The organism is Pseudoalteromonas sp. 2CM37A (genome assembly GCF_023161885.1).
Classification (GTDB): Bacteria; Pseudomonadota; Gammaproteobacteria; order Enterobacterales; family Alteromonadaceae; genus Pseudoalteromonas; species Pseudoalteromonas atlantica.
In genome coordinates, this window is the sequence record NZ_JALNTJ010000002.1 from 120,299 (window position 1) to 139,327 (window position 19,029).

General features: G+C 40.5%; 17 protein-coding genes. 11 read left to right on the forward strand and 6 right to left on the reverse strand.

From position 1 onward, the window contains the following. Nucleotides 1-72: 72 nt before the first annotated feature. Nucleotides 73-2,208 (reverse strand): pyridoxamine 5'-phosphate oxidase family protein, encoded by a 2,136-nt coding sequence (locus MTF68_RS04280; protein WP_248461768.1) that lies wholly within the window; start codon nt 2,206-2,208, stop codon nt 73-75. 119 nt (nt 2,209-2,327) lie between these two features. After that, a complete protein-coding gene (locus MTF68_RS04285; RefSeq protein WP_248461769.1) occupies nt 2,328-2,948 on the reverse strand; it encodes a glutathione S-transferase in 621 nt (206 codons plus the stop codon). Nucleotides 2,949-3,129: 181 nt separating this feature from the next. Here MTF68_RS04285 and MTF68_RS04290 point away from each other — a divergent pair, with 181 nt between their 5' ends. The 5 genes from MTF68_RS04290 to MTF68_RS04310 all read left to right on the forward strand — a co-directional run bounded on the left by MTF68_RS04290 (nt 3,130) and on the right by MTF68_RS04310 (nt 9,248). Beyond that, on the forward strand, nt 3,130-4,014 hold the full coding sequence (locus MTF68_RS04290; RefSeq protein WP_248461770.1) for a LysR family transcriptional regulator: 885 nt from the start codon (nt 3,130-3,132) through the stop codon (nt 4,012-4,014). A gap of 362 nt (nt 4,015-4,376) precedes the next feature. Then, the gene (locus MTF68_RS04295) at nt 4,377-4,730 is read left to right on the forward strand and encodes a metalloregulator ArsR/SmtB family transcription factor (protein WP_004587025.1); all 354 of its coding nucleotides are present in this window, start codon (nt 4,377-4,379) and stop codon (nt 4,728-4,730) included. Nucleotides 4,731-4,768: 38 nt separating this feature from the next. Beyond that, entirely contained in the window at nt 4,769-5,779 is a 1,011-nt protein-coding gene (locus MTF68_RS04300; RefSeq protein ID WP_054981676.1) for an ArsJ-associated glyceraldehyde-3-phosphate dehydrogenase, read from the forward strand. A gap of 31 nt (nt 5,780-5,810) precedes the next feature. After that, nucleotides 5,811-7,034 (forward strand): organoarsenical effux MFS transporter ArsJ, encoded by a 1,224-nt coding sequence (gene arsJ / locus MTF68_RS04305; RefSeq protein ID WP_248461771.1) that lies wholly within the window; start codon nt 5,811-5,813, stop codon nt 7,032-7,034. Nucleotides 7,035-7,127: 93 nt separating this feature from the next. After that, nucleotides 7,128-9,248, forward strand: coding sequence for a methyl-accepting chemotaxis protein (locus MTF68_RS04310; RefSeq protein ID WP_248461772.1), 2,121 nt, complete (start codon nt 7,128-7,130; stop codon nt 9,246-9,248). A gap of 97 nt (nt 9,249-9,345) precedes the next feature. Here MTF68_RS04310 and MTF68_RS04315 read toward each other — a convergent pair whose 3' ends face one another. Next, on the reverse strand, nt 9,346-9,933 hold the full coding sequence (locus MTF68_RS04315) for a TetR/AcrR family transcriptional regulator (protein WP_024032893.1): 588 nt from the start codon (nt 9,931-9,933) through the stop codon (nt 9,346-9,348). 132 nt (nt 9,934-10,065) lie between these two features. Between MTF68_RS04315 and MTF68_RS04320 the strand changes: the two genes are divergently transcribed. Further along, entirely contained in the window at nt 10,066-10,608 is a 543-nt protein-coding gene (locus MTF68_RS04320) for a carboxymuconolactone decarboxylase family protein (protein WP_024032892.1), read from the forward strand. A 63-nt stretch (nt 10,609-10,671) separates the two neighbouring features. Here MTF68_RS04320 and MTF68_RS04325 read toward each other — a convergent pair whose 3' ends face one another. After that, nucleotides 10,672-11,202: a hypothetical protein gene (locus MTF68_RS04325; protein ID WP_024032891.1), complete on the reverse strand. Its 531-nt coding sequence runs from the start codon at nt 11,200-11,202 to the stop codon at nt 10,672-10,674. 53 nt (nt 11,203-11,255) lie between these two features. Between MTF68_RS04325 and MTF68_RS04330 the strand changes: the two genes are divergently transcribed. Then, nucleotides 11,256-11,639 carry a DUF1294 domain-containing protein gene (locus MTF68_RS04330; RefSeq protein WP_024032890.1) on the forward strand — a complete coding sequence of 128 codons (384 nt, stop codon included), beginning with the start codon at nt 11,256-11,258 and terminating at the stop codon, nt 11,637-11,639. A 38-nt stretch (nt 11,640-11,677) separates the two neighbouring features. Here the strand turns inward: MTF68_RS04330 and MTF68_RS04335 are convergent, their stop codons facing one another. Both MTF68_RS04335 and MTF68_RS04340 read right to left on the reverse strand, forming a co-directional pair. Continuing rightward, entirely contained in the window at nt 11,678-12,034 is a 357-nt protein-coding gene (locus MTF68_RS04335; protein ID WP_024032889.1) for a PEGA domain-containing protein, read from the reverse strand. A gap of 134 nt (nt 12,035-12,168) precedes the next feature. Next, the gene (locus MTF68_RS04340) at nt 12,169-14,142 is read right to left on the reverse strand and encodes a serine/threonine-protein kinase (protein ID WP_248461773.1); all 1,974 of its coding nucleotides are present in this window, start codon (nt 14,140-14,142) and stop codon (nt 12,169-12,171) included. A 484-nt stretch (nt 14,143-14,626) separates the two neighbouring features. On the opposite strand from MTF68_RS04340, the gene tagH reads away from it, so the two are divergent. From tagH to tssL, 4 genes are read left to right on the forward strand one after another with little or no spacing between them, the layout of a single operon-like run. Next, nucleotides 14,627-15,901, forward strand: a complete 1,275-nt coding sequence (tagH, locus tag MTF68_RS04345) for a type VI secretion system-associated FHA domain protein TagH (protein WP_248443405.1) — start codon at nt 14,627-14,629, stop codon at nt 15,899-15,901. 15 nt (nt 15,902-15,916) lie between these two features. Continuing rightward, nucleotides 15,917-16,381, forward strand: coding sequence for a type VI secretion system lipoprotein TssJ (gene tssJ, locus MTF68_RS04350; protein WP_024032885.1), 465 nt, complete (start codon nt 15,917-15,919; stop codon nt 16,379-16,381). Between the two features lie 14 nt (nt 16,382-16,395). Continuing rightward, nucleotides 16,396-17,724: a type VI secretion system baseplate subunit TssK gene (gene tssK / locus MTF68_RS04355; protein WP_248443407.1), complete on the forward strand. Its 1,329-nt coding sequence runs from the start codon at nt 16,396-16,398 to the stop codon at nt 17,722-17,724. 20 nt (nt 17,725-17,744) lie between these two features. After that, a complete protein-coding gene (tssL, locus tag MTF68_RS04360) occupies nt 17,745-19,025 on the forward strand; it encodes a type VI secretion system protein TssL, long form (RefSeq protein WP_138576602.1) in 1,281 nt (426 codons plus the stop codon). Nucleotides 19,026-19,029 lie beyond the last annotated feature (4 nt).

Genomic DNA, 19,029 nt, shown 5'->3' on the forward strand with positions numbered 1-19,029 from the left:
GTAAAGTAACGTTGAATAACTTGTATAGGTTTCATCAATAAGTGACTTTGAATATTAGCCTGATTAATTGAGCTACAAGTCTAATATAACAATCTCGGAATCTTTCGCTGGCACAGCGCAGCATAACAATACGTCTGATGGGTCAATATGGGCACTTGGCTTGGTGCGATACGTTACAGCACCACTTTTTAGTTTAACCGCACACGAGCCACATTGGCCGTTGCGGCAACTGTATGGTGGCGTAAGCCCTTTGCTTTCGGCTACTTCTAGCAAGGGGCTATCACCTTTATTCCAGCTTTGTTCAATACCAGATTGGGCAAACTTTATCACAGCGGATTCAGCCTCTAGCTCAGCGTGCTTGCTGGTATCTGTTGATTGGCGTGCTAAAGACGACGGCCCAAACGCTTCGGCATGAATATCTTCATCTTTTACCCCAATGCCAATTAGTAAGTCATACATACTTTGCATAAAACCCTGAGGACCACACAGATAAAAGTCTTTGTCGAGCAGCGATGGGAAATCGACGCTATGCTCTGTGGCCATTGCATTGAGTACGTCCATTACCAAGCTTTGGCTAATTCGTCCTTGGGAAGTGTAATTGTTCGACGCCGCAGAACTCTCTGTCTGAGCGTAGTGAATATCACTTAATACAGAATAATACTGAATACGCCCAGCGCTGCGCTTTGCAATGTTGCTCAGCTCTGCATAAAAAGCGCGTTGCTCACTATTTTTTGCGGCTTGAATAACTGCCATCGGGCGGATATAGCGAGTGCGTGTACCTTCATTAACTGCATCATTTGCCATGGCTACCATTGGCGTTATGCCCACACCCGCACCTATTAAAATGGCTGGGCGCTGATGTGTGTTATCGATAAAAAAATGGCCGCTTGGTGCTTTAATCTGTATTTCACTGCCAATCAATATTCGAGAATGCAAGGTACTTGATACCAGACCATACTCTTCACGTTTTACTGAAATACGATAACCACTTTGCGATGGGGCACTGGATACAGTGTAATTGCGCACAATCCAACTGTCAGAGTTTTGCTGTTTAATACGCAGGGTTAAATGTTGCCCAGGGGAAAATGGCAGTACGGGAGAGTCATCTTTTGGCTGCAAGTAAAATGAGCGGATTGTACTGCTCTCGTCTTCGATTTTACTGACGGTAAATGCGCGCCACTGGTTGCGTTTAGCTTGTGCTTTAACGATTGCTTCTGCCTGTGACCAAGTACCCGTTGCTTCAGAATTGGGAGAATAGCTATCGAATTGAGCGCGAAATGGAAGTGCCGCTTTTAATGTCACCCCTTGGGTTAGGGTAAATTGCCAGCCGCGCTGCGCACCTTGAAACCCTTTAATTATCGGTGAGTCACTCTCCAGCAAGGTAACCGTGCCGGTTAACATAAAAACATCGCCGCTGGTAAAATCAACAAACAGTAAACCCGCTTTGGGGTTGACTAAGAAGTTGCCCAGCGTATTGAAGAAGTTATTCCCTGCATAATCAGGAATGGTGAGGGTGTTTTCGTCAACCTTTATAAAACCTGGCATGCCGCCACGGTGTGACACATCAACCCCCATAGCATTATGGGCAGATAGCTGACGGTTTACTTCGTTTGCAGGTTCGTGACCCGCAGAACTGGCAACAAAAAACGTATCCGCTTGGCGGATAAAGGTCTTTAGGCTATCACTTAGTTCAAAAAACGTTTCAGCGCGCGGGGCCTTGTATGGCGCATCTGGCGAACGGATAAAGTGAAGGTTGCGAGTTTGAATATACTGCGGACAATTCCCAAAAGATTGCTCAACTTCTAAAGCAAATTGGTTGTTCGCTGCGCTAGTAACACAAGCGTTGACGCGGTTTCTACGCCGGGTCGACATTTCTAACCCCAATAAACCCAATCGAGCACCTTGTGTGATTGCTGCTGCTAATGGATCACCTGATAAAATTGGGGTGTTTACTGTGAGCTGAGTCGGGGAAGGGGACTGCACGAAGCCCGGCTTTCCAGGTAAAATTGACGCCCAAAGTTGCCCCTTATCTGCTGTACTACCCAACACCATGAAAGGCAGTTGCTGGAAAAACTGCCTGTGTTGATCAGGCATAAATTCGCGTATCGCGCGGCGGCCAATAGTACGCATTTTTTGGTAACTTCCGGCACTTCTTTGCATTTGCTGTTCACCTTCGTGAAAAGCACTTGAAGTAATGTGTGTGTTCATAATGACTCCATTAGCGCAGTGCGCCGGAAAAGCACTTGCCAAAAATATTAAACTGGTGATGCAAAAGAATGTCGGGCTCAAACCTATTCATTGAAAGGCAGAGCCGCTAAAACAAACACTTACTTTACCAGTCCCGCTTTTGTAGCCTGCATAGGAACGAAACCGCTTAACCCTTCTACGTTAGATAACCAGCGACGTATATTTGGATATGGGTCAAGAGATACATCCCCCTCGGGAGCGTGGGCGACATAGCTGTATATCGCAAAGTCAGCCAAGCTCACTTTATTAGCCACTAAGAAGTCATTGCCATCGAGTTGCTGTTCCAGTTTTGTTAGGGCTTTTGCTGCTGTTTCTTTAGCGAAAACAGGGTCAACCGGCGAGTTGAAAACATTAATTAACCTCGCTGCACCAGGACCATAGGATATCTCTCCTGCAGACATGGCAAGGAAACGATGCATCTCAGCTTCGTTGGCAAGATCTTGCGGAATATATGAAGGGGCATATTTGCGTGCCAAGTAAATCAAGATTGATATTGAATCGTGAATTACCACGTCTGAATCCTCTATTACTGGTACTAAACCCAATGGATTGAGAGCCAAAAAGGGGGCTTGTTTATGCTCCCCAGCGGGTAAGTCTACATAAATAACTTCATGGGCTATGCCTGCAACACTTGCAAATAACTCTACTCGGTGGGCATGGCCGGATAATGGAAAACCGTGAATTTTAATGGCGTTTGACATGATATTTACCTTATTTAATCGTTAACTGATGACTTTTGCTGTTAGCCACTGACCTGTCATGACATGGGTAAATATTAGGCGTTGCGTTTCTTATGAACAATATGTTGATTTATGGAATCACTATGTACAGAATGTTCATAAATTGGGCGAAGCATTACACGAAGCAATATAAGGAGCTCTTATGGATACACTTGACGGCATGCGCACGTTTATTGCGGTGGCAAAGCAAAAATCTTTCACAGGTGGTGCTAAGCAACTAGGCATAAGCACTAAACTGGCGAGTAAATACATTGCTCAGCTGGAGCAAAAACACGGTGCTTTGTTGTTCCACCGAACTACGCGCAGTGTTACGTTGACCGAAACTGGGCTGGCGTATTTTGTGCGATGCGTTCCTTTGCTGGAACAATTTGAAGAGCTAGAAGATGTCATTCAGCATCGGCAGTCTGATCTGTCTGGCACAGTTCGCTTAACCGCACCTACCGCATTTGGCAGTACTAAATTAGTTGATGCACTGGCCCCATTTTTAGCCAAGCATCCGAAAATTAATGTTGAGTTGAACCTGTCTGATCAGTATGTGGCTATTATCGATGAAGGTGTGGATGTTGCTGTGAGGTTTGGGCCGTTGAAGGATTCAACGCTGATCGCAAAAAAATTGATGGATATGCGTATTGTTTTCTTTGCCTCTCCTGAGTATTTAAAGCGCAATGGCAAACCAAGCCATCCCCGTGCGCTGGCGACACACAATTGTTTATTGCAAACTTCTCAAAACGACCCTGAAAACTGGAAGTTCAAGGAAGATGGCAATACGTTCACCGTCAATGTTAGCGGTGATTTTGCTTCTAACTCCCCCAGAGCAGTAACCCACATGGCTTCACAAGGGCTGGGAATAGGCATGGGCCCACAATACGTGACTGAGCCTTACGTAAAAGACGGCTCATTGCAGTTGCTGTTCGAACCCTATGAAGCAAGCATATTGGAGCTAAATGCAGTGTATGCTTCAAACCGCCACTTACCGGCAAGAATACGAGCATTACTTGATCATCTCGCGCTTTCTTTTGCAACTTAGTGGTAATTACCTCAATAGCTACTGTGCAGGCACAATGTATAACGTATCTGCTTATTGATTTAGAATTTGCTCGTGAAGTAGAGCAAAGCGTAGGGCATCTTTTTATCGCACAGACCTGCGTAAATACCTTGTTAGCATAAGGCTTTAAATGGCAGTAGCGATAAAGCACACCAAGTATGCCCATACTAAAACGCTACAAAAGCCCAGAGGTTTGCCACTGGGCTTTTTTGTGCGCTGCAATTTACTAGAGATCACATTAATTGAAGTGGGCTTTTAAATAAATATACGAAAAATCGTATATTCACTATTTCATATATTATCATTTTGTTTTATTGTATGCACACTAACTAAACGAGGATGCTATGGAACAACTCAACCCACTTCAATTTTACAAATGCTTAGCCGACGATACGCGCTTAAAAGCCATGTTATTAATTAGCCATGAGCAAGAGCTGTGTGTGTGTGAGCTTGTTGCTGCGCTTGAACTGAGCCAACCTAAAGTGTCGCGCCATTTAGCGCAACTTAGGCAATGTGGCCTATTGAGCGACCGTAAGCAAAATCAATGGGTGTATTACAGTATTAATAAAGCCCTGCCACAATGGGCTCTTAGCGTACTAACGCAAACACGAAACGAAAATTCTGCGTTTTATAACGATGATTTAAATCGACTCAATGCAATGGGTAATCGCCCTGAGCGTGCAGCAAGCTGCTGTTAATTAAGTAAATTGATATAACTTTACTAAAGGTATTTATTATGACAATTAAAGTAGGTATTAACGGCTTTGGCCGTATGGGACGTTTAACACTGCGCGCAGCACTAGAGTGGCCAGAAGTAGAATTTATTAAAGTAAACGATGTAGCGGGCGATGCTAAAACACATGCCCATTTATTAGAGTTTGACTCAGTGCACGGGCGTTTAGCGCACAGCGTCACAGCAAACGAGAATAGCTTTAGTGTAGGCAAACACACTATTGCAGTTACCAATAATAAAACCATTAGCGATACTGATTGGTCTGATTGCGATGTAGTGATAGAAGCCAGCGGTAAAATGAAAACCACTGAGCTGTTAAATCAATATTTAGCACAAGGTGTTAAGCGCGTTGTGGTAACCGCTCCGGTAAAAGAAGACGGCATTTTAAATGTGGTTATGGGCGTTAACGATAATTTATATAACCCAGATGAGCACAAAATTGTGACTGCGGCTTCGTGTACGACTAACTGTTTAGCGCCTATTGTAAAAGTACTGCAAGAAAAAGTAGGCATTAAGCACGGCTCAATGACCACTATTCACGATATTACCAATACCCAAACTATTATTGATGCGCCACATAAAGACTTACGTCGTGCTCGTTCATGCGGGACAAGTCTAATACCTACCACAACCGGTAGTGCAACAGCCATTACGCATATATTCCCTGAGCTAAAAGGTAAGTTAAATGGCCATGCCGTGCGCGTACCTTTAACTAACGCATCTATTACTGACTGTGTATTTGAGCTTGAGCGTGGTGTAACTGCCGCTGAGGTGAATGAATGGTTTGCTCAAGCGTCTGAAAACGAGCTTGCTGGCGTATTAGGTTACGAAGAAAAACCACTTGTATCGATTGATTACAAAACCGATCCACGCAGTAGCATTATTGATGCGCTTTCTACCATGGTTATTAATAATACCCAGCTTAAATTATACGCTTGGTACGATAACGAATGGGGCTACGCTAATCGTACTGCCGAGCTTATGCTTAAAGTTGCTAAAAGTGACTTGGTTTAACCATTAATTAAAGGTTTTAAGGGCGTTAACCATGTTTGAGCAACTCGCTAACTTACCTACAGCAATAAAACAGTATTTAATAATTACCGGTAATTACTGGGCATTTACCTTAACCGATGGCGCACTACGTATGCTGGTGGTGCTGCATTTTCATCAGTTAGGGTATGGTGCGCTGGCCATTGCCATGCTGTTTTTGTTTTACGAAATTTTTGGTGTGATCACCAATTTAGTGGGCGGTTGGCTAGGGGCTCATTTAGGCCTTAATAAAACCATGAACTTTGGCTTGGCGCTGCAAATAATGGCGCTTGCCATGTTATGTGCGCCAAGTGAATGGCTTACAGTGGCTTATGTTATGGCGGCGCAAGCGCTTAGCGGCATAGCAAAAGATTTAAATAAAATGAGCGCCAAAAGCGCCATTAAACACTTAGTGCCCGAGGGAGAAAGCGGCCAAGGCCAGCTCTATAAATGGGTGGCTATTTTAACGGGCTCAAAAAATGCGTTAAAAGGGGTCGGCTTCTTTTTAGGTGGTTTACTCCTTACGGTACTGGGTTTTGTAGGTGCTTTAAAAGCCCTTATTTTATTACTCACTATTGCGTGGATTATTAGCGTTGTATTTTTAAAAGGCGACATGGGCAAGGCTAAAAATAAGCCTAAGTTTAAAGAGCTATTTTCTAAATCCCGTGCAATAAATTTATTAAGCGCAGCACGGTTATGTTTGTTTGCCGCGCGTGATGTATGGTTTGTAGTGGCTTTACCTATTTATTTAGCCCAGCAGTTTAACTGGAATTTTTGGTGGGTAAGTGGCTTTATGGCACTTTGGGTAATTGGCTACGGTGGTGTGCAATCGCAAGCGCCGCGTATTACCGGCACCAGTAACTCAAACGTTGATACCGTTAAACATGCCTATTTATGGGTGTTGCTGCTAAGTGGTGTAACAGCACTATTAGCACTTTTTATGCAACTTGATGTGGCCGTGCATGCCACGCTGATTATAGGTTTGCTTATTTTTGGCGGTGTATTTGCCGTTAATTCATCTGTGCATAGTTACCTAATTGTCAGCTTTGCTAAAAGCGATGGTGTATCGCTTGATGTTGGCTTTTATTATATGGCCAATGCCATGGGGCGTTTACTGGGCACGGTGCTTTCGGGGTGGGTGTTTCAGGTTTATGGCTTTGTAGCGTGTTTGTGGGTGAGCGTTGCTTTACTGATAGGTGCCACGATAACCACTGCTATTTTGGCCAAGCGTTCGGCCTAATTGTTCAAAAAACTTAAATTATTTTATGTTATTGATGGCTTGATACAGTTTGTATATTAAACTGTAGGGGTGTTTTAACAAAAGGTAATTTAAGTGCGAGAAATCACGTTAGCAAAAAAGTTATTATGGATAACTGTAGGGAGTACATTTTTAACAGTATTAGTACTTTCTGGGGTTTTATGGTGGCAAATGTCATCAAACAGCGAGGCGCTCGCTAAAGAATCTGAAGATTATATCGTGGCCGAAGTTGAGCAAAAGCTTAACGCAAACGCGGCTGCTTACGGCGAAAAAATTGCCGGATTTATCAACGAAGCTTACCGAATTCCAAATTCATTAGCTGCATTACTTGGTGATGCGGCTAATACTCAAACATTAAACCGCGACACGGTAGTGAGCATTAACCGCTCTATACTTGAAAAAAATCGGTTTTTATCGTCAATTTATTCGCAGTTTGAAGCCAATGCCTTTGATGGGCAAGACGCGCAATTTAAGCAAGGATATAAACACTCAGTTAATGGCGATGGCACGTTAGAAGTATATATAACGCGTGACCAAAACGGCATTATTGAGCAGCAAAAAGTAGCTAACGCTGCCGATAAATACCTGACCTCGTTAAACGAATTTGGTATTCGTGAAGCGCATTGGTATTTATGCGCAAAAGATACACTTAAGCCCTGTATTATGGAACCTTATCTTTACGAAATACCTTCTGGCGATTCGGTTATGCTTACCTCTTTAACCGTACCTATTACTAAATCGGGCCGCTTTATTGGTTTAGCAGGCGTTGATTTAACGCTCCCTACGTTTCAGGGCTTAACCGAAAAACTTTCGAGCGAACTTTATAACGGCCAAGCAAAAGTAACACTTTTAAGTGATATAGGTTTAATTGTAGGCAGCAGCCACTACAAATCTAAATTAGGCCGCCCCTTTAAAGAGGCAGTTAGTAGCAATACTTACAGTGAGCTGGTTAAATTTAAAGGGCAACATGGCCTTTTTAAAACACCTAGCGAGTATTTAGTTAACTACCCAATTAATATTAAGCTGGCTAACACTCAGTGGAGCCTACTTATTGAAGTGCCAAGTAATTTAGCCTTAGAGGGGCCTAATGCCTTAGCTAAAAACATGAGTGACTCGGCCAATCAGCTCGGTGTTGTTATTTTAATAACCGGTGCTGTTATTGCTTTAATTGCTTTTATTATTATGAAAGTGGTAGTGGGCACTGTGGTTGCACCCCTTGAGCAAATTCAACAGCGTGTAGATAACCTTGCCAGCTCAGAAGGTGACTTAACTCATACACTCCATGTAGATACCCACGCAGAGCTGATTGCGCTTGCGGGTGGTTTTAATGCCTTTTTAGCTAAGCTACGTGGCTTAATTGCTGAGCTTAAAGATGTATCGTCGCAAACAAAACAGCAAGGCGAAATAGCACAGCATATTGCTATTGATACAAAACATAATGTGCAATCGCAGTTTCAAGAAATTGAAAGTGTGGTAACCGCTATGAACGAAATGAGCGCCACCGCACTTGAAGTTGCCAGAGCCTCTGAGCAATCTGCTCAACAAGCGGATGAAATAAATGGTTTAGTGGTTAGCAGTGAGTCGAGCTTGTCATCGGCTATGAGCCAAGTGAAAACCATGTCTGAAGAAATAAAAGAAGCCAACCAAGCGGTTGAAAAAGTGGCTTCGCGTAGTAAAGATATTACGCAAATTTTAGATGTGATCAGAACCATTTCAGAGCAAACCAACTTACTTGCACTTAATGCCGCCATTGAAGCAGCACGCGCTGGCGAGCACGGCAGAGGCTTTGCCGTAGTTGCCGATGAAGTACGTGCACTGGCGTCTAAAACACGCTCATCTACCGATGATATTAGCCAACTTATAGATAGCTTATTGTTAGAAGTAGGTAATGCATCAACCGTAATTGAAAAAGGCGTAGTACGCGCGCAAAGCGCAGTAGACGAAACCTCAGTGGCGTTTGACGCGCTGCACAGTGTGGTAGTAAAAGTAGATGAAATTACTAATCAAATTACCCACATTGCCACCGCAGCCGAGGAGCAAAGCTTAGTAACTGAAGAGATAAATCGTAACCTTACGCTTATTTCTGATGCGGCATCGCAACTTGCTGATTTATCTACCAAAGCGGGCGATAGCAGTGAAGCGCTTAATGCACTGGTAGCGCAGCAAGATAGCGAGCTTAATAAACTTAAAACGTAAGTAAAGCGCAACCCTAGCAAATATAAAAAGCGGCTAATTCACACGAATTAGCCGCTTTTTTTAGTTGAGACTTTTAAGAAGTTAGTAAAACGAAACGTTATAGCTTTTTGATCAAGGCAAACATTTGGTTGATCATCGGCTGCGCTAATTGCTCAACCCCTGGGCGGTTAAAATAGCCACGCAGCCCAGTAAATTGCACCTGAAAAAACTGCGCGTATTCAAGCGCGGTAAGGTTGCTGCTTAGCTCATTATTTTTAATAGCTTGAGCAAACAAGGTGGTTAAGTAGGCTTCAAACTTTGCTGATAGATCTAGGCTTAGCTCGTATAACGAGGCGTCTTTTTCTGCAAATTCGCTGTTTGCTTTTACCAACATACAAATAGCACTTGGGCTACAGTCTTTGGTTTTAATAATTACGTTTTCTACAAACGCACGCAAACCACCTAAAACAGAGTCAGAACTTGCTAAAAACCCGTCAATTTGGCTTTTCATTTGTACTGTGTAGTCTTTTAAAGACTCGCTGTATAGGCCTTCTTTAGAGCCAAACGCCGCATATATACTGCCTGGGCGCATGTTAATGGCTTCTTGTAAATCGCGGGTTGAGGTGGCGTTAAACCCCTTTTCCCAAAACAATTGGCTTGCAACGCGAATTACATTATCGCGCTCAAATTTAACTTTGTTTGCCATTTTATTCTCAACTATTTTGAACGTATGCTCAATTTTAACTTGAACAGTCGCTCAAAATCAAATAGTATGTGTCTCGAAGTTACTTAACCTGACACCAGGTTACTCAAACACATTAATTTATTGGAGCAGAACATGGCAGAATTTACGTTATATACTCAAGACAACGCACCAGAAGAGTCAAAATCGCTTATGGCTGATTCAGTAGCAGCATTTGGCATGTTACCTAACCTTCATGCCGTAATGGCCGAAGCGCCTACGCTACTTAAAGGTTACCAAGTACTGCATGAGTTATTTCAAAACACCTCGTTTAACGCAGAAGAGCTAACTGTGGTATGGCAAACAATTAATGTTGAGCACGAGTGTCATTACTGTGTACCAGCACACAGTGCAATTGCCGCTTCAATGAATGTAGACCAAGATATTGTTGATGCCCTAGTAAACAAAACACCACTTGCAGATGCAAAACTTGAAACACTGCGTGAAACAACGCTTGCAATGACACGCGATCGCGGCGTAATTAGCGATGAGCAAATTGAGAAGTTTTTTGCAGCAGGTTACGGTAAACAGCAACTACTAGAAATTGTTGTAGGCTTATCGCAAAAAGTAATGAGCAACTACACTAACCACCTTGCTGATACACCAGTTGACGAACCATTTAAAAAGTTTGCTAAATAATAGCGGTTTTATAAATAACAAAGGCAGCTTAGGCTGCCTTTTTGTGTTTTAAGCGAATGGCCATTATTTAAATTTAACGGCTTTAGTGCTGCGTGTATAAGTACGCTGCTCGGGCTTAGTCCACTCACCCTTTTTTAAATAAGAAGTTGAAACTACAAACGTATCGTTTTTTAGTTCGCTGATCGAGCGCACTTTAGTAATACCTTCTTTACTGCCTGTTACCTCTTCATACGCTACAAATTGGGTAGGGCTGAGCACTTTCATGGTGCCTTTTGTGTAAAAACCTGCGGTAGTAAAATAGTAAAACACCAATGACTCTTTTTTACTGTCGTAAAAAATCATTGATTCCCCACCATACTCACCTTCATTAATAGAGTGCTTGGTATGTATAGCTTTACCATTTAATGCGCGCTCCCAGAGGCCAACGTCTTGTACAGGTTTTGCGCCTTTAGGTACGTCAAAATCGGCCTGCCAAGTACCTAAATAAGGTTTAAATACAGCGAGTTCTTTATCAAGGTTGCTTGGGGTATCAGTGGCGTAACTATTAAAGGCGTATAAGCATAATACTAAAAATAGGGCTTTAAAGTATGTCATAATTTGGCTCTTATTATTTTGGTTTAACTCTTTTTAGTATAGGCGATCATGAATTGATAAAGAAAACATTAATCACCTTCTCACTGCTTTTTTTGGTCGCAGTATGGCAAGCTCATTGGCTTTATAATATGAGCATTTATATACCAAGCTACTTTACAGGTTTAAGCTTTTTTACTTTTATAATGTACGCATGGGATAAACGACAAGCTAAACAATCAGCGCATAAAAAAGTAAACCGCACACCCGAGCGCACGCTTCAGTTACTGTCGTTACTAGGCGGTTGGCCCGGCGCACTCATTGCACAGCAATGGCTTAGGCATAAATCGCAAAAACGTCGTTTTATAGTGGTGTTATGGCTGTGTATTTTTGGGAATGTGAGTGTAATAGGGGCTATTACATTTTTTGCAGAAAACGTGAGAGTTATGCCTTTAAATTAATGTATATTTAAAGGCATAAATACAATTTTACACGGTGTTTAGTTTGCAGCTTCAGTTTTGGCTACTTCATCTAACTCTACTGTAAGTATGGTTTTTTTATCAACCACAACCCACTTACGATAAGTTTGGTAACCTGGTTTGCTTACCTCAATATCATATTCACCTTCTTTTAGTTCGATCGCGTCTTGGTATACCGGTTTGATATTCATAATACGTACGCGAGCGTCATTAGGGTTAGTAATTACGGTAAGTGAGATTGGAGCAACCACTTCGGCTACTTCAGCCTGAACATCGGCAACATTGTCTTCAACTTTTTGTTCAGTTTCATTCATATTTGAAGTGTTTGCACAGCCACTTAAGATGAGTAATGCTGCAAGTGCGGTTATTTTTTTCATGTGAGCTCCGTAAAATTATTATTTTAAAATAGGGCCATGAAAGTAAGGAAGTAATAAAGTAGATAATATTTGTCTTTCCTAAATTCATAGCTTGTATATTTATTATTTAAAAACTTTCAAATACACTAATGGTGCTACAGCATAATACTATCTAAGGACTTTGTTATAGCTTCACTTCGCTCAACTAATGTTTCAGCTGTTCGATACATTCTTTTTTTCATTAAGCTATTGGCCATTGTGATATAGCGCTTTGACAATTCTTGCCTGATAGATACTAATAAAGGAAAATCATTGGGCAAAATAGTCGACTCTGAGTCAATTAACTCCTCTAGTGCAATTAAATCTTTATATTTATCTATAACAGTTAGTTGCTTAGAATAGCGTTCGAAGCGTTGTTCATAAAACACTAAAGCAGCATTTGAAGGGAAGACTACCTCCTTACCTTGATTAAGTTTATCTTGATAATCAGTTAACGCGATTATTGCAGACTCTCTTTGTAGTAAACTTTCAAAGCTAACTTCAGATTTCTGTTTTTTATCCAAAATGGCTTTACCAACGGATATTAAAGAACTTTGAGTGACTACATCATCTTTAGCGATTGCGTTTTCTAACGCTTTTTTGTAGTTTTCGAAGTGGGTAGGAGATACTTGATAAACATAAGTTTTATCTACCTCATGTAAATCAAGAATTAACTGAGGAATACTATTGTTATCAACTTCGTTATAACGAGATTGCTCTAAAAGTAAATTAATTCGCGATGTAATATCAAAAATAATAGATTGTCTTTCTCTTAAAATGCTTTCCAGTTGCACAGAAAGCTTTTCTGAATCTGGGTAGTATTCAAGCGCTTGAGTGTATACATCTATTGTTTCGTCGAAGTTCTTAAACTTATCTCCACTATTATTTAGCTGATTAGCCATACCATCAAAGCTTTGCAAAACACTCTCTTGATTTACACGCAATAAGCCTTGCTTTAAAACTTCGTATTGCGGCGGTATTTCAGAAAGCTTATCGAGTATGCTTGGGCCACTCCACGACATCCACGTTTTTACTTGCTGATTTATAGCCTGAGCATTATCTAATTTTGCTTCGAGCTGTTTTACATTGTTATCGTTAGATAAGTAATATTGCCCTGCTAATACTGTAGCAACCACTAAGCTTGCTACTAGTGCGATAGCTGGTTTGTAATTATGGTTTAATTTAGCAGTAATGGGGTCGAGTGAACTTAATCTATCAGAAGCGTTTAATGCAATTGCTTTATTTAAGCTACCCCACAACCATAATGGGCAGTTACTAGGGCGTTTTGCCGATGTCTCTTTTGCTAGCTTATCAGCTGCTACGCGGTTAAATGGATGTTTGCTGCTTAATAGTTCAAGGGCTATACATGCGTAAGAAAATACATCATCTTTAACTGATGCTTCTGCACCTTTAAGTTGCTCCGGGCTTGCATAGGTGGGGGTGTAACCACCTACAACTGCGGCATTTTGTTGGTTTTGAACAGCATAGGCATCTTCAATGGTTTTATGTTTTGCAATCCCAAAATCAAGTACTTTTAAGTTGCCGTTAGAATCAAAAATAATATTCGATGGCTTTAAATCATTGTGGATAACACCGCGTGCATGCGCGTAAATCAGTGCATCAGCTAACTGCTCTAAAATTACTTTGGCTTTTTTAAACACCATGCCAGTGGGTTTATTTCTTTTTATTATTTGCTCAAGTGTTTCGCCTTCAACAAGCTCCATTGTTACATAGTGAAGATCGCCATCTGAACCTGCTGAATAGACTTTAACTATATTAGGGTGAGCTAACTGTTGTGTTTTAGTGGTTTCATCTTTTAGGAGAGTGATGGCCTCTTCTGAGTGTGAAAACTCTTCGAGTAACACCTTTATCGCAACAAACACTTCAGGGCGGCTTGGGCTTTCTAAAAATAAATCCCTTGCGCGATAGATATAACACATACCGCCTTGGCCAATTAATTCTTCAACCAAGTAACGAGCAGATATTTTTTTGCCAATTAGATTGAGCTTATTTTTAGCTTGGGGTTTTTTGAGATTTGAATCAAGCGACGCTATCTGAGTTTTATCGTTAGAATTATTGATACCGCTCATTATAAATCCTTTTATTGTGTATATATAAATAATTGCAAAGGTGAATTTTTATCGTTTTTATCAATTCTCCCTTTGATAACGGCAGTATTTTTACAAAAAAAGATTACTTTAGCAATCTTTCTAGCGTAGAAGTTTCATACAAAATTAATTATGTCGCCTGTTTTAACTAACTTAAAATTTGTTTTTATTTTTAAACTTAAAAAATAACGTGCTTAAAAGCGCTGTAAAAGGCGTAAAAGGTACATTCATCGGTAATTTATCACTTTATTTTGTTTGGGATTAAATTTGTTACAGTGTGCTGGAAAAGGAACATTCAAACGGTGATTTAATTATTGGATTTCATGTTTTTAGGTTTATTAGCTTTATCATTGTCTTCAAATTTAAATATATGTGTATATTTTTATATATTAATTTCAATGTTGACAATAGTTTCGCTTCTACTTTATCCTAATAAAAATGTAGATTTATGGGACTAACTTATCAAATGGAACTGATACTAAATATAACTAGTTATCATAGACTCTCGCCTGAAATTGAAGCTTCTAAAACAACTAAACACTCTCTTATTTTTGGCCGCTCGGAAGCGTGCGATTGGCACTTGCCTGATCCTGAAAAAATAATTTCTAGCCAACACGGCCGTATTGAAAAAGAAGGGGATTCGTTTTACTTATACGATACCTCTACTAACGGAACGTTTGTTAATTTTGGCGTGTCTGCGCTTGGTCAAGGTAATAAACACCGTTTAGCACACAGTGATGTGATTACAGTGGGGGACTTTCAAATTGAGGTCGAGTTAGCTGATTCTCAATCTACGACAGCATACAATGAAGCACGCCCAAATACGGATGACTTTGCACTAAGAAATAGTGCCCCGGCACCTGCAATAGATAATTTTTCTTCAAGTGACTTATTTTTAAATGAATCTATTTTAGATGAGTCAATGCCTGCTGTTTCAATGAAAGAAGAAAACATGGCACAGCCTGATAATCAAATTCCTGAAAATTGGGATGAGTTATCACATTTAATGAACCCTGATGTGTCAGTCTCACCGCAAAACCATTTTGATGATGTTGCAGTGGCAGAACAACCCGTTAAAGTTGAGCCACAAAAAACACCAGAACCCGTTAAGCAGCCAGTAAAACAAGCGCAAACACACGCTAGTACCGCAAGCGCTAATTCCGCTTTATCGGAGGCGTTTTTAAAAGGTTTAGGTGTTAAAACTGAGCTTCAAAATGCCCTCAATACACCAGAGTTGTGGTTTGAAATGGGGCAAAGTTTAAATTTATTATTAAACGAGCTGATGGAGTCATTAAGACAACGAGCATTGGTAAAAAATCAATTACGTTTGAATCAAACCATGTTTCAAACAAAGCAAAATAACCCTATAAAATTTTCTGCTGATATTGATGATGTTATTCAGAATTTATTCATAAGAAATAGTGCAAGCTTCCTGTCGTCTCGTGAATCGATTAAAGAAAGTTTTACTGATACACGAAGACATGAACATGCTTTATTAGCAGGAGCTGATGGTGTACTTAAAGGGATTTTAGAGCAGGTTTCTCCCCAGCTAATCACCCAGCAAGTAAATGAAAACTCTAATGTATTAAAGATTATTCCAGGCCAGTCAGAAGCAAAATGTTGGAAGATATACCAAAGCCTTCATGAAGAGCTAGCGCATGATGTTAATGCTAAAGGCGCTATGGCGTTATCTGACGATTTTTTAAAGGCTTACAATGATAAAACTCAAGAAACGTTTTAGGAAGGAAAGTAAATAATGTCTAAACTTAAGCTCTTTTTTATGAGCATTAGCCTACTCTTTTTGACGGTTGGGTGTACCACCGTAAATAAAATAGTGCCGCCTTCAACTGATTTAATTATTAATGTTTCTAAAGATGTAAATCCAGACACATCAGAGAGACCGTCGCCAGTTGTTATGAAAATATTTGAACTTAGTTCACGAACAATTTTTGATACGCAGGACTTTTTTAGCTTATACGAAACGCCTGAAAAGCTACTGGGTCCAGATTTACTTAAAAAAGATGAGTTAGAGCTACAACCAAACTCAGTACAAAAATACAAAATGAGCCTTAACAGAAATACCCGTTATGTGGGTGTTGTTGTGGCCTATAGAGATATCGACCAAGCAAGGTGGAGGGCCGTTATAGAGGTTGACCCAACAGGCTATGACGATATAGATGTGAATGTTGAAGCAATTGCAACATACATGAGAGAGCGATAAAAAGGATTTGTAAAATGGGTGATAACACTCGTGTTGCGTGGACTGAAGGGATGTTCTTAAGGCCGCAACATTTTCAACAATCAGATAAGCATTTTTCTAACTTAATAAATCAATTATGCAATGGGAATTTATCTGATCCATGGGGCATAATTGATATAAGTATAGACACACAATTATTGAACTCAGGACAGTTTGCCCTTGAGTCTTTAAGTGCTATTACGCCTGATTTACTGCCAATTGAAATGCCACAGTCTACTCCTTTACCTGAGCCATTAGTGGTTAGTAAAGACGTGTATGATGAGGTGGTATACCTTGCTATCCCGGCAATCAAAAACAGTGGTATTAATATTTCAGCGCTGGATGAGAATATTGTTACGCGCTATAAACTAAATGACTTAGCGGTTAGTGACGACTCTTTGGGAGCTCAATCTCAAGAGGTAATTCAGGTTGCTAAAATTTATAGCAAGCTTGTACTTTCATCTGATGATCTCGCTGGGTATATTTTGCTACCTGTGGCGCGCATTATTGAAGTAAGCAATGAAGGAAGCATTAAGCTTGACACTAAATACATACCTGCCTCTTTAAAAGTAGGTCAATGCAAGCCGTTACTCGGTTTAGTAAGAGAAATAGGCTCTATGATAAAACAGCGTGCAGAGAGTATTTCTGTGCGTTTATGCCAAGGTTATGCAGGGAGTACCTCTGTTGCCGACTTTATCATGCTGCAAACCCTTAATAAATACGATGCTGTTTTTGACAATCTACTTAGCGTGAATAACCTCCACCCAAATGTATTTTATACCCGCCTTATTGAGCTTGCTGGCGAGCTATCTACTTTTAGTACTGCGAATAAAAGAGTACCAAAGCTGCCTAAGTACGATCATGAAAATTTGGGCAAAGTATTTTCTGAAGTAGTTAATTTTTTATATCAATCTTTAAGTCATGTTATTGAACAAACTGCGACAGAAATTAAATTAGAACAAAGCAAGTTTGGTATTTCGTTTGGCGCACTAAAAGATAAATCTGTACTTAACTCGGCACAATTTGTTTTAGCGATCAAAGCAAGTGTACCGCACGAAGAGCTGCGCAAAATACTGCCCTCACAAATTAAGATTGGTAGTGTAGAAACCATACGTGACTTAGTTAATAACCAAATTCCTGGTATTACCATTAGTAACTTACCAACGGCACCGCGCCAAATCCCATACCATGCGGGTTTTCATTACTTTGAGTTAAACAAGCAGGGGGAACATTGGGAAAAACTTCGTTCAAGTGGTGGTATCGCTATCCACTTATCGGGCAATTACCCAGAGCTACAAATAAGCCTTTGGGCAATTAGAACCTAACTTTTAAAGGAAGAGTTTCAATGGATGAAACCATTATAAAACCTCGCCCTGGTAGACTAGGGCGTGACACTTCAAACACTCCGAATGTTGATAACGATGCTGATAAAACAGTGATGTCTGTTGAGCCAGTTGCCAGCAGTGTTGCTAATACGTCTAAAGTTTCAATTTTTAAAAACCCACTTTTAGAAGCGGCTACAGATTGTTTTTCAATAGTAATTTCGATTAGCCAAGCTAAAGAGATGACAAATATTGCTGCTTTAAAGCATCGCTGTGTTGAGGCTGTAAAGCGCTTTGAAGTTGAAGTGCGCAACCAGGGGCTTTCTAAAGATGTAATCACTAACTCGCGTTACTGCTTGTGTGCGATTTTAGATGAATCAGTTTTAAATTCTAAATGGAGCTCAATGGAGTGGGCTGATGAGAGTTTACTATCGACGTTTCATAAAGAAACGTTTGGCGGTGAATACTTTTACACCCTGCTTGATAATGCACTGGCTCAACCTGAACAGCACAAACAATTTATTGAGTTGCAGTACCATTGCTTAAACTTAGGCTTTAAAGGTAAATACAGGCTAGACAACGGTGGCGATACCAAAATAGAAGAATATCGCTCTCAAATGTATCACCTTTTAAATCAATTAGATGGCCCATTGAACAATAAACTTTCACCTAATTGGAAGCAGCGTGTTGCCGCTGGCGTAGAGCTTAGAAATCAAGTTCCGCTTTGGGTGATTTTTTCAGTGCTGGGCTTAGTGCTGTTAATGGTTTACTTATTTATCAACATGAAACTCAACGATGGCGTTACTTCACTTAACGATAAGCTGGCTGTTATTCATCCTATAGCGCAAAACGAAAGTGTAGATAAAAAAGATAAGCAGTTATTAGTACTTGAGCAGTTACTGCAAACAGAAATTCAGATGGGGATAGTTACAGTAAAGAAAAATCTAGACCGTATACGAATTTCAATAAATAATGAAAGTCTATTTAATCAAGGCGATGCGAAATTATTACCGTCCATTCAACCTATTTTAGAAAAGCTAGCACGTAGTTTAGAAGGGACAAAAGGCCGTATTTTAATTACTGGACATACCGATGATACGCCTATCCGTACCGATAAATATCCATCAAATTGGCATCTATCATTAGCGCGTGCAACGCAAGTTGCCAATTCTATGGCTAAAAGTACAAACCTAAGTGGCCGTTTATGGCCTGAGGGTAAAGGTGCAGCAGAGCCTATCGCCAGCAATTCAGATTCAGCTTCTCGGTCACTAAACCGACGAATTGAAATCGATTTATTATTTTAATGAG

Coding starts and splice junctions, on each gene's coding strand:
- MTF68_RS04335 (WP_024032889.1), bottom strand. CDS start 12,034: ATGAAAAAAATAACCGCACTTGCAGCATTACTCATCTTAAGTGGCTGT.
- tssK (WP_248443407.1), top strand. CDS start 16,396: ATGGGTGATAACACTCGTGTTGCGTGGACTGAAGGGATGTTCTTAAGG.
- MTF68_RS04290 (WP_248461770.1), top strand. CDS start 3,130: ATGGATACACTTGACGGCATGCGCACGTTTATTGCGGTGGCAAAGCAA.
- MTF68_RS04285 (WP_248461769.1), bottom strand. CDS start 2,948: ATGTCAAACGCCATTAAAATTCACGGTTTTCCATTATCCGGCCATGCC.
- MTF68_RS04340 (WP_248461773.1), bottom strand. CDS start 14,142: ATGAGCGGTATCAATAATTCTAACGATAAAACTCAGATAGCGTCGCTT.
- MTF68_RS04325 (WP_024032891.1), bottom strand. CDS start 11,202: ATGACATACTTTAAAGCCCTATTTTTAGTATTATGCTTATACGCCTTT.
- arsJ (WP_248461771.1), top strand. CDS start 5,811: ATGTTTGAGCAACTCGCTAACTTACCTACAGCAATAAAACAGTATTTA.
- MTF68_RS04300 (WP_054981676.1), top strand. CDS start 4,769: ATGACAATTAAAGTAGGTATTAACGGCTTTGGCCGTATGGGACGTTTA.
- MTF68_RS04320 (WP_024032892.1), top strand. CDS start 10,066: ATGGCAGAATTTACGTTATATACTCAAGACAACGCACCAGAAGAGTCA.
- MTF68_RS04280 (WP_248461768.1), bottom strand. CDS start 2,208: ATGAACACACACATTACTTCAAGTGCTTTTCACGAAGGTGAACAGCAA.
- tagH (WP_248443405.1), top strand. CDS start 14,627: ATGGAACTGATACTAAATATAACTAGTTATCATAGACTCTCGCCTGAA.
- tssJ (WP_024032885.1), top strand. CDS start 15,917: ATGTCTAAACTTAAGCTCTTTTTTATGAGCATTAGCCTACTCTTTTTG.
- MTF68_RS04295 (WP_004587025.1), top strand. CDS start 4,377: ATGGAACAACTCAACCCACTTCAATTTTACAAATGCTTAGCCGACGAT.
- tssL (WP_138576602.1), top strand. CDS start 17,745: ATGGATGAAACCATTATAAAACCTCGCCCTGGTAGACTAGGGCGTGAC.
- MTF68_RS04315 (WP_024032893.1), bottom strand. CDS start 9,933: ATGGCAAACAAAGTTAAATTTGAGCGCGATAATGTAATTCGCGTTGCA.